Annotated in this window: 12 protein-coding genes; 6 read left to right on the top strand and 6 right to left on the bottom strand. The window is 39.0% G+C overall.

Features of this window, described 5'->3' with window-relative positions:
- Positions 1 to 95: 95 nt before the first annotated feature.
- Complete coding sequence (locus B1202_RS07355; RefSeq protein ID WP_078189922.1) at positions 96 to 1595, bottom strand: cation:proton antiporter; 1500 nt, start codon at positions 1593 to 1595, stop codon at positions 96 to 98.
- A 219-nt stretch (positions 1596 to 1814) separates the two neighbouring features.
- Here B1202_RS07355 and B1202_RS07360 point away from each other — a divergent pair, with 219 nt between their 5' ends.
- Positions 1815 to 2372: a hypothetical protein gene (locus B1202_RS07360; protein WP_078189923.1), complete on the top strand. Its 558-nt coding sequence runs from the start codon at positions 1815 to 1817 to the stop codon at positions 2370 to 2372.
- Between the two features lie 58 nt (positions 2373 to 2430).
- Here B1202_RS07360 and B1202_RS07365 read toward each other — a convergent pair whose 3' ends face one another.
- Positions 2431 to 3336 carry a neutral zinc metallopeptidase gene (locus tag B1202_RS07365; protein ID WP_078189924.1) on the bottom strand — a complete coding sequence of 302 codons (906 nt, stop codon included), beginning with the start codon at positions 3334 to 3336 and terminating at the stop codon, positions 2431 to 2433.
- Positions 3337 to 3382: 46 nt separating this feature from the next.
- Positions 3383 to 4309 carry a DUF808 domain-containing protein gene (locus B1202_RS07370; RefSeq protein ID WP_078189925.1) on the bottom strand — a complete coding sequence of 309 codons (927 nt, stop codon included), beginning with the start codon at positions 4307 to 4309 and terminating at the stop codon, positions 3383 to 3385.
- 202 nt (positions 4310 to 4511) lie between these two features.
- Between B1202_RS07370 and trpS the strand changes: the two genes are divergently transcribed.
- A complete protein-coding gene (trpS, locus tag B1202_RS07375) occupies positions 4512 to 5525 on the top strand; it encodes a tryptophan--tRNA ligase (RefSeq protein WP_078189926.1) in 1014 nt (337 codons plus the stop codon).
- 353 nt (positions 5526 to 5878) lie between these two features.
- On the opposite strand, the gene B1202_RS07380 is transcribed toward trpS, so the two are convergent.
- Positions 5879 to 7342, bottom strand: coding sequence for a capsule assembly Wzi family protein (locus B1202_RS07380; protein ID WP_078189927.1), 1464 nt, complete (start codon positions 7340 to 7342; stop codon positions 5879 to 5881).
- A 169-nt stretch (positions 7343 to 7511) separates the two neighbouring features.
- Positions 7512 to 9038, bottom strand: coding sequence for a lysine--tRNA ligase (gene lysS / locus B1202_RS07385; RefSeq protein ID WP_078189928.1), 1527 nt, complete (start codon positions 9036 to 9038; stop codon positions 7512 to 7514).
- A 460-nt stretch (positions 9039 to 9498) separates the two neighbouring features.
- Between lysS and B1202_RS07390 the strand changes: the two genes are divergently transcribed.
- Positions 9499 to 10005 carry a YqiA/YcfP family alpha/beta fold hydrolase gene (locus tag B1202_RS07390; RefSeq protein ID WP_078189929.1) on the top strand — a complete coding sequence of 169 codons (507 nt, stop codon included), beginning with the start codon at positions 9499 to 9501 and terminating at the stop codon, positions 10003 to 10005.
- An 81-nt stretch (positions 10006 to 10086) separates the two neighbouring features.
- On the opposite strand, the gene B1202_RS07395 is transcribed toward B1202_RS07390, so the two are convergent.
- Entirely contained in the window at positions 10087 to 10632 is a 546-nt protein-coding gene (locus B1202_RS07395; protein WP_078189930.1) for an adenine phosphoribosyltransferase, read from the bottom strand.
- A gap of 527 nt (positions 10633 to 11159) precedes the next feature.
- Here B1202_RS07395 and rubA point away from each other — a divergent pair.
- The 3 genes from rubA to estB all read left to right on the top strand — a co-directional run bounded on the left by rubA (position 11160) and on the right by estB (position 13577).
- On the top strand, positions 11160 to 11324 hold the full coding sequence (gene rubA, locus B1202_RS07400) for a rubredoxin RubA (protein WP_005179369.1): 165 nt from the start codon (positions 11160 to 11162) through the stop codon (positions 11322 to 11324).
- Between the two features lie 77 nt (positions 11325 to 11401).
- Positions 11402 to 12580, top strand: coding sequence for an NAD(P)/FAD-dependent oxidoreductase (locus B1202_RS07405; protein WP_078189931.1), 1179 nt, complete (start codon positions 11402 to 11404; stop codon positions 12578 to 12580).
- 58 nt (positions 12581 to 12638) lie between these two features.
- Positions 12639 to 13577, top strand: a complete 939-nt coding sequence (gene estB / locus B1202_RS07410; RefSeq protein WP_078189932.1) for an esterase EstB — start codon at positions 12639 to 12641, stop codon at positions 13575 to 13577.
- Positions 13578 to 13587: the final 10 nt, after the last annotated feature.

The raw sequence follows: 13587 nt of genomic DNA on the forward strand, positions 1-13587 counted from the left end.
AAATTCCCACATTTTGATGTTTCATGATGGAACACAACTAGAAATAAAAAAGGAAATGCCCTCGCATTTCCTTTTTTAAGTCAAACAAATCAGTTTTAGAAGTTTTCGGGGTTCTCCAAACGACGAACTTCTTGTACTTTTTCTGGGTTATGCACCGCAGCTACACCATCATCCGCTTTGGTATCTATTAACGCTTCTGGGTTATAAACCGTAATCGTTTCATTACCATGGATATCTTCACCCACAATATATTGGAAGCCCTTTTTATTCATTTTATGGCACATTCTTTGGTACCAACCTTTGAAGCCTTTGGTTTCTTCATTCGGATTGTAATAAAAAGCATTCATCACAGCAGGTAAACCTAGTCCACACACGAGGCCCGACATTAATACTGCGATAAATGTATATCCAATCAAAATACTACTGTATTCACTAAGTTCAGGAATATTGGCAACTGCAAGGATTAAGGCCAATGAAATGCCTCCACGAACCCCACCCCACGATAAAATCGCAAGACTACCGTTATAGCTTTTTTTGCGGAAACTCGGGAAAAATGCGAAGGATAAATAGTTTGCTGCAAAGCGCGATGCATGCAAAATAATAAACGCCACCATACCGCCTAAAATCAAGCTGATACTTAAATCTAAGATAAATAATTCAAGACCGATCAGGGTAAATAAGAAGGAGTTGATGATCCCTTCCACGGTATGCCAGAAATGATTGACTTCCCGAATTTCACGATCCTGAAGGATTTCTTTCCACTTATTCCCAACAATCAAACCACCAATGACGCATGCAATTGGTGCTGATGCATGTGCGAATAAAGCGACTAGATAAGAACCACTTGCCAATAAAGCTGTGGTTAAAATCAAGGATTCCATTTCATGTTTACCGCGGAGTAAACGTAAAATCCCTAAACCAAATGCCCAACCAATAATGACTGCAACAACAATTTCATATAACAGTGTTTCAAGCGTACCAATGACAGTAAAATGTTCACCTTGCAAGACATTGAGTAAGGTCATAAACACGGCAATACACATGGCATCATTAAAGAGCGATTCGCCTTCTAATTTCACCATCAAATGATGTGGTGCACGCACCGAACTTAGTACACCTTTAACCCCAATCGGGTCGGTCGCACCTAGAGCTGCACCTAATAACAATAACACCAATAAATCAACATGATGACCAATTAAGAACTGATAACCATACAGGGCAACACCAAAAAATACCGCACAAAGCACCAAGGCAATACTGGCCAAAATACTGATTGGTTTCCAATGCAAACGTAAATCTGAAACTTTAAATTTCAAGGCAGATGAGGTCAAAATAAAACAAATCACGCCATTAATTAAAAAGTCATAAAAGTCGATATGGCGAACGGCCTCTTCAATATTGTGCAAATTAATCGTCACAAATTGATTGCCATTGAGCAGACTTGCGCCCCATTGCAAAATAAAGACAAAAATTGCAGAAACAATGGGAACACCTATGGCTTGTGGAAAGCCCAAGATACGTTTATTAAAAATCGTGGTTGCAATCGAAAGTGCAAAAATAACGGTAAAAACCTGTAGAAAAAAATAATTTCCCATTTCGTTCCCAATTTTGGTGCTGTGTCGCCTACAGAGTGAGATATAGGTATTTTGAAAATAAATACTAAATTATTTAGTATTTGAAAATAAAATATTTTAACGAATTTTATCTAAATTCCGTGTATCAATTCAGTTTTTTTCACATCTTTTATCAAGATCATTTAACATAGCGAGCCTGCATAGATTTTATGCATTTTCATCATCTACATGATTTCTCCTATGCATCAGACTATTAAAACTGTTTTTCGACTCTTTTTCGCTGCGGTGATTTTTATCATTACGGCGGCCCTGATCCTCACTTGCTATAGCAAGACACAGGAAATTTTACGTGCTGAGCACTATTTTAGTCAGGCAAAAACCATCTCACTGGATTCAACGCCCAAAGAACAATTGGTTTTGGTCTCCAATAATGAATCACCCGATCGTGCGATATTTATCATGCTGGCGAATAATGGTTATCTTGCCAAAATGAATTGTGAAAACTATGCACAAGATATTTGTCTCGATGAATTTAATCAGCAACACACCCGACAAATTCAACACCTCGATTTACTGAAAATCGGACAATTTCAATATATCCAAAATGTGAGTTTCACCAATAGCCGCACTGGACAAAAACAACAATTACGCTATAGCGATGCCCAATTAAAACAGTTCTATCAAAACGATATTTCAGGCCTTAAATATACTGTTTTTGGCGTGGCTTTATTTGCATTTGCCGCATTGTATGTCAGCTATCGTATTATTCGAAACTTCAAATCCTTTCTCAACAAATAAGCTTCAATCTATTTTTCAATGAAAAAAAGAGGATGTTTACATCCTCCTTTTTTTTGTTTTAAATGGCTTGGTTAAAGGTATCACAGCTATTGATATTGCCTGATTTCAACCCTGTCTGGAACCATTTCATACGTTGCTCACTGGTTCCGTGCGTGAAGCTATCTGGGACCACTTGCCCAGTTGCACTTTTCTGTAAATAGTCATCACCAATCTTATGTGCAGCGTCCATCGCTTCTTCTACATCACCCTGCTCTAAAAATTGGGTACGCTGTTGATTATGATGCGCCCAAATACCCGCAAAGCAGTCTGCTTGTAGTTCTTGCATGACCGAATAACGATTACCTTCAGCTTTAGACGCTTGCGCACGCGCCTGCTGAACTTGCTCAGAAATGCCTAAAATCGTTTGGATATGATGTCCAACTTCATGGGCAACCACATAGGCTTGCGCAAAATCACCCGCCTGATCTTGACGGCTCAATTCAGTTTGATTTTGTTCACCCGTGATGCCCATTTGCGTACGCATATCTTTAAAGAATGCAGTATCAATATAGACCTTTTGATCTGCTGGGCAATAAAACGGCCCCATCGCAGCTTGTGCTGTACCACAACCCGAGTTGACCACACCATTAAACATGACCAATTTAGGCGGTTTATACTGGGCATTTAACTGTTCTTGGAAGACTTTATTCCACGTATCTTCCGTATCGGCCAAAACCGTTCCAACAAAATCCATCGCTTCTTGTTGTTCAGGTGTTGGATTATCCAGACCTTTGACTTCAGCAGTTTGACCCTGTGAAGTCACTTGTTTGGTCGCCTGATAAGCTTGCTGCGGGTCTACACCAAAAAATTTCCACGCAACAAATGCCACAACCAAACCGAGAATACTGATACCACCCGCTTTTGCACCGCCACCACCGCGACGGTCTTCTACGTTTGAACTAACTCTTCGACCTTTCCAGCGCATAGTGATCTTCCTTATATAAAATAGTTGATATCCGTGCGTTTACAGATTAATCCTTTTGCGACTTCGGCCATACTTTTTGGATTAAAGATACGACGCACAGCACGATTAAACCTGCAATAAAACCTGTCACTAAATTAATTAAAGTCGGTGTTAATGCACCCACAATACTGCCAACTGTAGGAATATGTTCTGCATAATCCACAGAGCCTTCAATAAAATGGTGTAGTAAAGGCACACCATGGGTAATGATGCCACCACCCACTAAAAACATGGCAATCGTACCTACAATGGTTAATGTCTTCATCAACTTAGGTGCAAATGCCAACAAACCTTGTCCAATGGTCTTTTTGAATTGTGATGTTTGTTGAGTGAGGTAAAGTCCTAAGTCATCAATTTTGACAATCATCGCGACAAAACCATAAACACCAACGGTCATTATAATTGCAATCACCGAAAGCACCATGACCTTAGTCCCAAATGCCGCAGTTGCAACCGTACCCAATGAAATCACCACAATTTCAGCAGATAAAATAAAATCGGTCCGGATGGCACCTTTGACTTTTTCTTTTTCAAAAGTCACCAAATCCGTTTCAATATGGGTCATCTCTTCACGAGCAACTTCTTCTGTTTTGGCTTTTTTATGATGCAAACTATGCAGGACTTTTTCCACACCCTCATAGCACAAAAACAAACCACCAATCATCAAAAGCGGTGTAATCAGCCAAGGTGCAACCACACTGATCAATAAAGCAGCCGGAACTAAAATTAATTTATTAACAAAAGAACCCTTGGCCACAGACCAAACAACTGGAAGTTCACGATCCGAACGGACACCACTGACTTGTTGCGCATTCAGTGCTAAATCATCTCCAAGGACACCCGCTGTTTTTTTGGCTGCCATCTTACTCATGACAGCAACGTCATCCAGCACAGTTGCAATATCATCAAGTAAGATTAATAAGCTACTCGCCATTATTTTTATCCTTTAGGCATTTTTTAATATTCTAATTCTATTTAACGCTAAAATTGTATTTAGTTTTTTAATAATTAACAAAATATTCACCCATTTTTCAGTCAATTGTGCTGTGTCAGTAACAATCAAAAATAGAATGCCGTACAATGGGGACATTCTTTGAAAATCAGCCGTAGCTTTGACTACCACTTTGGAACAGATAATGAGTACTCAAGATAATCGTCCAGTGATTTTGACTGGCGACCGTCCGACTGGACAATTACATTTAGGTCATTTTGTAGGTTCTTTACGTTCACGTGTAGGTTTACAAGATTCGCATCATCAACATCTCCTTTTAGCTGATGCTCAAGCCTTAACTGATAATGCCGATAACTTCGAAAAAGTTCGTCGCAATATTATTGAAGTTGCAACCGATTATCTTGCTGTAGGAATTGACCCAACCAAAACCACGATTTGCGTTCAATCATGCTTACCAGCATTGAATGAATTGACCATGTTGTATTTGAACTTTGTGACGGTTTCTCGCTTAGAGCGTAATCCAACTATCAAATCTGAGATTCAAATGCGTGGATTTGAGCGCGACATTCCTGCAGGTTTCTTATGCTATCCAGTGGCTCAAGCTGCCGATATTACTGCGTTTAAAGCATCTGTCGTTCCAGTGGGTGAAGACCAAATTCCAATGATTGAACAAACCAATGAAATTGTTCGTCGTTTAAACCGTCAAATTGGTCGTGACGTACTTCCTGAATGTAAAGCTTTACTTTCTAATGTAGGTCGCTTACCAGGTTTTGATGGCAAAGCAAAAATGTCTAAATCTTTGGGCAATACTATTGTGCTTGACGCGACTGATAAAGATATCAAGAAAGCTGTTAATGCAATGTATACCGATCCAAATCATTTACGTATTGAAGATCCAGGTCAAGTGGAAGGTAACGTCGTATTTACTTACCTTGATGCATTCGATCCAGATAAAGAAGCTGTTGCAGACCTGAAAGAACACTATCGTCGTGGTGGCTTAGGCGATGGTACTGTGAAAAAGCGTCTTGAAGGCGTGCTAAAAGAGCTGATCGGTCCGATCCGTGAACGCCGTTTAGAATTGCAAAAAGATCCTGACTACATCATGGATATTTTAAAAACCGGTACTGATAAATGCCGTGATATTACCCAACAAACGTTAGATGAAATTAAATCTGGACTGGGTGTTTTCCACTTCTAAATTTAAAAAATTCTATAAAATTAAGCCTTTCCAATATGAAGGGCTTTTTTATAAGCACTTTTTGTGAAGGTATTCACAAAATCTCCTTAGTTTTAACGTTAGGTAACATCACTTAACGTGAACACCAATGAAATGACTGACCGTTCACTCTATTATCTATTTATGTTTTAGGAATACCTAAATTCATAACATTTCTCCTTTACCGAACCTGTGAAAACAGATTCGTTGTTATACGCAATGAACACCCCAATCATTGCGTATTTTTTTGTCTAAAAATTGGCAATAACCAATATCAAAAAGTCCGCTATAAGCGGACTTTTCAATTAATACATCATTTTAAAAACGACTATAAATTAGTAATGAAATAAACGTTTATCTAATGGTAGTTCAATTCCAATTGACGCTCCACCATCATTACCATTTAAATCTGAATCACTTACCCAACCGTTAATTTTTAATGGCATATCTGGACGTAAATAATGTGTCCAAGTTAAGTCTAGAGCTTTCAATTCATCTTTTTCTGGAAATGCTGCGTTGTTCAAAGCAGCACGTTCTGTTTCAGAAACTTTTGCAAAAAGTACACGACCATTTAGACGGTTTAGTGGATCAATACGTATATTTCCACCCACTGAAACCATTTGAGCATCACCACCTAAGGCATGACCAAGTGGATAGCCATGTTGATAGTAGCCATCTGTATAGATGTGGTGATTATAAGATATGCCTTTAGCATCACCATTGGTTCGAGTATCAACCCATTCAGTATACAGTTGATAAGGCATATTTTTCACACTTGAAGAATAATCAACCCCAGCAAGATACATGCTTTTTGCAGGCAAACCACCTGCTTCATCCTCACCTACATATTGGCCATACAGACTAGCTGGTACTTGTAATAATGGTTGTAAATTCAAACGCGCATCAAAACCAGCCAATTGATTGGAAGGATTTCCTTCACCTGTACAACCCGTATCTGTACATTCATTATCTTTGCCAATAAATGCATTCCAATACGCCTTCGCACTTCCTGGTTGTCCTTCCCCATCAATTTGGAAAGTACGTGAAGCCCCTAACTCAAGATATGGTAATGGCTGTGCTGTAAGTCTAAAACCAATTAAATTCGTATCTGGAACCGCGGCATAGTCATCTAATCGACCTGCAATAGCTTGATACTGCCAAGGGCCGATCCATGATAGCCATGGTGTTTCAAAAGCATTCTGTTGTGCACGCTGTGCAGTAAAACCATACACAGGACGACTCGCATCACCACGGATTAAACTACCATCATGACCAGGCCCCCAATAAGTCGGAATCTGACCTGCAATTAACCATTGGTTCCAAAGCTTCCCGGCAATGTATGAGCCTTCCACATTTACATCTTGATCGTTATTAATTTGCTGTTTATCTTCAGCATTTACACGTAAACGACCATCCCAATTTTCGCCACCAACGTTCAGTTCAAGTGCACCTTGATATTGCGCTTTTTGATGATCTCCAAAATTTTGTGGTAAAGTATTTTTATCGGACTCTGCAAACAATTCTGCTTTTAATAATGCATTTTCGGCAGTCAATTTATTTTGTAAGCTTTGTAATACTTTTTGCTGTATAGATGTCGTCGCTTTTGCAGTAGATAAAGCGCGATGTATTTCATCACCACTCATTGGCCATGTTGAGGTACTAATTTGAATAACGCCTTGCTGATTTAACCAATTTAAATCTGCGCGTAACTCTTCATTATTTAAAACAATCCCCTGAGCAAAAACAGGAACTGATAATCCAAACAGTACAGCAGCATAGAGTGACTTTCTTAAATACATGCTCTTTTTCTCAAGTTTAATTCACAGCCCACCTTAGATTTTTCAACTCATTTATTCAAGGGTGAAACTGTATCTCCCTTCATTTTTTTCATCATTTCGGTAAAGATGTTCAATAAAAATACAAAATATAAAACCCGCATTAAGCGGGTTTTTTATTTCAAAAACTAAATTAGTTTTTATGACGCATATGTGGGAACAAGATCACTTCACGAATACTTGCAGCATTAGCAAATAACATGACCAAACGGTCAATACCAATACCCTCACCCGCTGTAGGAGGTAAGCCGTATTCCAATGCTTCAATGAAGTCTGCATCGTAATGCATTGCTTCATCATCACCTGCATCTTTTTCGGCAACTTGGGCTTGGAAACGTTCAGCTTGGTCAATCGGATCGTTTAACTCTGAGAAACCATTTGCCAATTCACGACCACCAATGAAGAATTCAAAACGGTCTGTAATATGTGGATTTTCATCATTACGACGTGCTAATGGTGAAGTTTCCGCTGGGTATTCTGTAATGAATGTCGGTTGACGAAGTTCTGTTTCAACAGTTTCTTCAAATACGATGGTTTGAAGTTTACCTAAACCAAAACCAGGTTTTACTTGCTCTTTCAGTTCATTTTTAACGAAGTTTGCAAGGAACTCACGGTCAGCAACATTTTCAGCAGTGAACGTTGGGTTGTGTTCAAGAATCGCATCGAACATCGAAATTTTCTTGAATGGGCCTTTGAAGCTATATACTTCTTCACCATAAGGCACATCAGTCGAACCCAAGATATCGATCGCTAATTTTTCAAGCATATTTTCAGTCAAAGCCATCAGGTCTTTGTAGTCTGCATACGCTTGGTAGAATTCGATCATGGTGAATTCTGGGTTATGACGTGTTGATACACCTTCGTTACGGAAGTTACGGTTAATTTCGAACACACGCTCAAAACCACCAACGACCAAACGTTTTAAGTAAAGCTCAGGTGCAATACGTAAGAATAAAGGCATATCCAATGCGTTGTGGTGAGTTTCGAATGGACGCGCAGACGCACCACCTGGAATCACATGCATCATTGGTGTTTCAACTTCCATGAAACGCTCATTGCTCAAATATGAACGAATACCTGACACTACTTTTGCACGAATTTCAAAAGTTTTACGTGTTTCTTCGTTCATAATGAGGTCTAAATAACGCTTACGGTATTTAACTTCAGTATCAGTCAAACCATGGAATTTGTCTGGAAGAGGACGAAGTGATTTGGTTAAAAGCTCAAAATGTTCAATGTGAACATAAAGGTCACCTTTACCAGAACGACCAATATAACCTTCAATGGCAATAATATCGCCCAAATCGAGTGCTTTAATGGTCGAAAGAACGTCAGCATCCAACTCTTTACGTGGTACATAAAGCTGAATACGACCAGTCATATCTTGGATTACGATGAATGAACCACGGTTCAACATCACACGACCCGCAACTTTTACATAAACCTGTTCGCCTGCTTCAATTTCTTCTTTTGATTTTTCAGCGAATTGGTCTTGTAGATCTTGTGCATAGTGCTCACGCTTAAATGTGTTAGGCCACGGGCTAACACCTGTTTCCTTGGCGTGCTCTTTGATGTGCTCTAACTTGGCATGACGCTGTGCAATTAAATCGTTTTCGGAAATGGCTTGTTCAGAAGTCGATTGAGCGTTATGTTGCGTCATCTCTGTCTCAAATAGTTAAAAAACGGAAGTTGCATAGCATAGCAGATTTCCTTTGAATTGAGCAGTAAGCAATGTGCGCATTTTTTCAATAAGTTGAAATTTATCAAAGTAAGATGTTTTGACAGCGATACCTTCAGGTTTGCTTAATCCATACCTTTCAGATATACACGAGATAAAAGTTAAATATTTAAACTCAGCAAGCCAATATTTAGCGATATCATAATGACAACTGCGTACTTTAAAATATTTATAACTATCAATATATTGAGATATATTTCAATAGTTTAATTCAACCTTTTAATCTATTTTCTTTAAGACTAAAGTCTTTTAAATGCCTACAAATTAGACCAAAAGCTAAATTCTCTTTTTGACAATTCTCACTACAATGAAGTCATAAAATTGTTGAAAAATAAAATATTCAACACATCCAAAATGTCTGAAAACAGTGTGTAGAAAAACAATGACTTCCTGCTTATCGAAAATTCTGTTTTTACATGGATTGGATTCTTCCCGTGAATCCACCAAATTCCATGCCATCGATGCAAAACAAAAATTCTGCATTGAAGTGGACTATCGCAACTTAAATTTTCAAACTGTTGCGGATTTTTACCACGAGAGTATTGAAACCATTAAGCCCGATATCATCGTCGGTCATAGTCTCGGGGCATATTGGGCTTTGAAAATGTCGCTGTTTCATCGCATTCCGTGTGTAATTGCCAACCCCAGTCTGCATCCTGACTTTCGCGACGACTACCCTGCAATCAATGAAATGGATTTGGATCACGATATTCCACAAATTGCCTATATCGAACGTGGTGATGAAATCTTGGATATGTATGAAGCAGAACAACAACTCGAAGATTATATGCAAGTTCAAGTCATGGATGGCGGACACCATCGTCTACAATGCCCTGAAAATATTAATGATTTAATCCAGCATCTCGAATTAAACTACTTAAAAAAATAAATCATATGCAGCAGCGTCGTTTTTATCAGACATAAAAAAGCCCTGTCATAGACAAGGCTTTTTACGCTTTAAAGCTGACGTTTAGGCAGCATCTGCTTCAGGACGTGTTTTATCATCTAAAACCGACCAGATATTTAAACCTAAATCTTTATGCAAGTCAGGCAAATCTAAGAAAATGCTTGCGCCTAAAACTTGGTGTTTACATTTTTCAGCCAATTGTTTCACTGCACGAAGCGTACCGCCCGTCGCCAATACGTCATCCACAATAATCACTTTTTGTGATTCGATTTCAGCTGACATTTCAAGACGATCTAAACCGTATTCAAGGCTGTAACCAACACCGACCACTGGTGGTGGTAATTTGCCTGCTTTACGTACCAAGACCAAACCTTTACCCGTACGTTGAGCAAGTAAACTTGCCAAAACAAAACCACGTGCTTCAACCGCAATAAAGCTATCTACTTCTGCCAATTGCTCAGCTGGAATACTTGCAATTAGGGCATCAGTTAACGATTCGATGTTATTCATAAATAACGGCGTAAGGTCAAAGAAACAAATTCCTGGTTTTGGAAAATCTTGGACAGTACGAATGTTAGACCACAATGCCGCAGCAGTAGAATTACTCATAATAGGAGAAAATAAATTAAGGAAGGAATGTGTGAATTTTAACGCGATTTGAGAGAAAAGAACAGCTAACAACCCTCCAAAACGCATATTTAAAATACAGTGAATTTACATAAGTTATTGATTATTAATATTGTATTTATTTAAAAAATATCAAATATATATTTTCCTAATCATAAAATAAAAGATTTTAGAGATTTTTTCTGCAAGACTTTAGTCTATGAGGGTATAAAAAGCGGTATTTAGAATACAATTCACGGAAATGAATTCCAATACACCTATCAATAGGCATATATATTGTCTGACAATTTTTCCCAGATCTGGGGTTTTGATGATATTTATTGTCCCTCACTGCCATTCTGCTTTTAATTTCACTCATTAAACTCTTAGCCACTTTACTTTATAGTCAGAACTGCGTAAAAATTTAGCATAAGAGTCTACTGTATAAGGCGATTTAACCTTAAGGAATAAACTTATACAGTTATGAAGTATTTACTGACTTAATTTTGTGTCAGTTTTTGGAGAATGGAATGAAAAAGTATCAGTGCATCGTTTGTGGATGGATTTATGACGAAGCAGAAGGCTGGCCACAAGACGGTATCGTGGCAGGAACTAAATGGGAAGATATCCCAGATGATTGGACTTGCCCAGACTGTGGCGTCTCAAAAGTAGATTTTGAAATGGTTGAAATCTAATAAATAGAATCTAAGACCATCATCGTTATGGTCTTTTTTTTGTCTTTAAAAAATATGAAATGTGTTTGGAGTTGAGTATGCACCCTATTGTCATTATTGGTTCTGGTATGGCGGGATATGCCGTTGCGCGTGAATTTCGTAAGTTAAATCCTGAACTAGAACTTATTATGATCTGTGCAGATGATGCCATTAACTATGCTAAACCAACATTATCCAATGCACTCGTTGGCAACAAAGCCCCTGAGCAAATCCCTTTAGGTGATGCCGCAAAAATGTCAGCTCAACTCAATATGCAAATTATTAATAAGAGTTGGGTGAAAGCGATCGATGCAGCAAAACATGAGCTCACCATCGAAAGCCAAAATGGAACTCAAACACAACTGTATTCAAAACTTGTTTTAGCCGTCGGTGCAAATCCAATTCGCTTAGCTATTTCGGGTGATGGCAGCGAAGACATTCATGTCGTCAACAATTTAGATCACTACAAAGCATTCCGTAAACAACTTGCAGCACGTGAAGATAAGCGTGTGGTGATTTTAGGTGCAGGCTTGATTGGCTGTGAATTTGCCAATGACCTCCAAAATACTGGGGCGAAAGTATCGGTGGTCGATTTAGCTCCGCAACCTTTAGGTCGTCTACTGCCGTCTCATGTGGCCGCTAAATTCCAAAGTAATTTAGAAGAAACGGGTATTCAATTCGTTTTAGGCACGACAGTCGAAAAAGTGTCACGCATTGAAAATGGTGACTATCAAGTAAGCCTTGCCAATGGTCAAAGCTTAGTGGCAGATGTTGTGTTGTCTGCGATTGGCTTACAACCTGAAATTAACTTGGCAAAACAAGCTGGCATTCACACCAGTCGTGGTGTATTAACCAATAAAGGCTTAGAAACCAACTTGGCAGATATCTATGCTGTCGGTGACTGTGCTGAAGTTAATGGTACCCTTCTGCCATACGTCATGCCAATCATGCAACAAGCACGTGCTTTGGCAAAAACCCTCAATGGTGAACATACCGCTGTGCATTATCCAGCCATGCCTGTAGCTGTTAAAACACCTGCTGCACCTTTAACTGTCCTTCCTGCGCCAATTGATGTAGAAACCCAATGGGAAACAGAAGAGCTTGAAGATGGCATGATTGCACGTGCAATCGATCAAGATGGCGTATTACGTGGATTTGTACTGCTCGGTGCAACTGCTGGGAAGCAACGCTTAACTTTGACTAAGCAGGTTCCGGACTTGATTCCCGCTTCAGTTTAAGGTTTAAATACAAGGACGTCCTGATAATAATAGACGTCCTTTTTAAAGGAAAATAACAATGAATAGTGCCCTTCAGTTTAATATTTCACCTTATGCCTCTTTTATGCATGAAACTCGCGTAGAGTTAGGCAATGGCATTGAACTTCATGTCGAGGTGGGTGGTCATCCTGAAGATCCTGCAATCTTACTGATTATGGGACTCGGCGCACAAATGTTGTATTGGCCCGATTTCTTTTGTAAGTCCCTAATAGATCAAGGTTACCGAGTTATTCGCTTTGATAATCGTGATATTGGTCTGTCGAGTAAAATTCGTAACCCAGGTCCACGTCTCAACACCTTTAAATTGATGGGACGTTTTGCCTTAGGTCTAGAGAATCAAGGTGCGCCCTATGATCTCTACGATATGGCAGACGATGTTGCACTATTAATTGATCGTATGGGACTTGATAAAGTCCATATTTTAGGCGCTTCGATGGGAGGCATGATCGCTCAAATCGTGGCAGCACGCTATCCTGACAAAGTGCACAATTTAAGTTTACTTTTTACCAGTAACATCCAACCCTTACTTCCACCGCCATTTCCAAAGCAATTATTTAGTCTAATTGAAAAACCTGAATCTAACGATGAAGATGGCATTATTAACCATAGTCTGAAAGTTTTTAATATTATAGGCTCTCCAGGCTATATTAATCAGCTTGAAGCGATACAAACTGCACGTAAACTCTATAAGCGGAGTTATTACCCAGCGGGTGTACTTCAACAGTTTTTAGCAATATTATGTACAGGTTCCCTGCTGCAGTTGGATAAACAAATTCAGCATAAAACCATTGTGGTTCATGGAGCTCGTGACCGTTTGCTGCCGCCAAGCCATGGTAAGGCCGTTGCAAAGGCTATTTCAGGTGCTAAATTTGAATTAATTGATGGAATGGGGCATGATATCCCACCGCATTTTATTCCATATCTTAGCGGTTTGTTTGCTGATCACTTTAAATCATAAATTAGGACAC

The sequence above is a fragment of the Acinetobacter amyesii genome, assembly GCF_002018365.1.
GTDB lineage: Bacteria > Pseudomonadota > Gammaproteobacteria > Pseudomonadales > Moraxellaceae > Acinetobacter > Acinetobacter amyesii.

What these genes read in the sequence shown, in the direction of transcription:
- estB (WP_078189932.1), top strand. Translation starts at nt 12,639, where the DNA reads ATGAATAGTGCCCTTCAGTTTAATATTTCACCTTATGCCTCTTTTATG.
- B1202_RS07405 (WP_078189931.1), top strand. Translation starts at nt 11,402, where the DNA reads ATGCACCCTATTGTCATTATTGGTTCTGGTATGGCGGGATATGCCGTT.
- B1202_RS07365 (WP_078189924.1), bottom strand. Translation starts at nt 3,336, where the DNA reads ATGCGCTGGAAAGGTCGAAGAGTTAGTTCAAACGTAGAAGACCGTCGC.
- B1202_RS07355 (WP_078189922.1), bottom strand. Translation starts at nt 1,595, where the DNA reads ATGGGAAATTATTTTTTTCTACAGGTTTTTACCGTTATTTTTGCACTT.
- B1202_RS07380 (WP_078189927.1), bottom strand. Translation starts at nt 7,342, where the DNA reads ATGTATTTAAGAAAGTCACTCTATGCTGCTGTACTGTTTGGATTATCA.
- trpS (WP_078189926.1), top strand. Translation starts at nt 4,512, where the DNA reads ATGAGTACTCAAGATAATCGTCCAGTGATTTTGACTGGCGACCGTCCG.
- lysS (WP_078189928.1), bottom strand. Translation starts at nt 9,038, where the DNA reads ATGACGCAACATAACGCTCAATCGACTTCTGAACAAGCCATTTCCGAA.
- B1202_RS07370 (WP_078189925.1), bottom strand. Translation starts at nt 4,309, where the DNA reads ATGGCGAGTAGCTTATTAATCTTACTTGATGATATTGCAACTGTGCTG.
- B1202_RS07360 (WP_078189923.1), top strand. Translation starts at nt 1,815, where the DNA reads ATGCATCAGACTATTAAAACTGTTTTTCGACTCTTTTTCGCTGCGGTG.
- B1202_RS07390 (WP_078189929.1), top strand. Translation starts at nt 9,499, where the DNA reads ATGACTTCCTGCTTATCGAAAATTCTGTTTTTACATGGATTGGATTCT.
- rubA (WP_005179369.1), top strand. Translation starts at nt 11,160, where the DNA reads ATGAAAAAGTATCAGTGCATCGTTTGTGGATGGATTTATGACGAAGCA.
- B1202_RS07395 (WP_078189930.1), bottom strand. Translation starts at nt 10,632, where the DNA reads ATGAGTAATTCTACTGCTGCGGCATTGTGGTCTAACATTCGTACTGTC.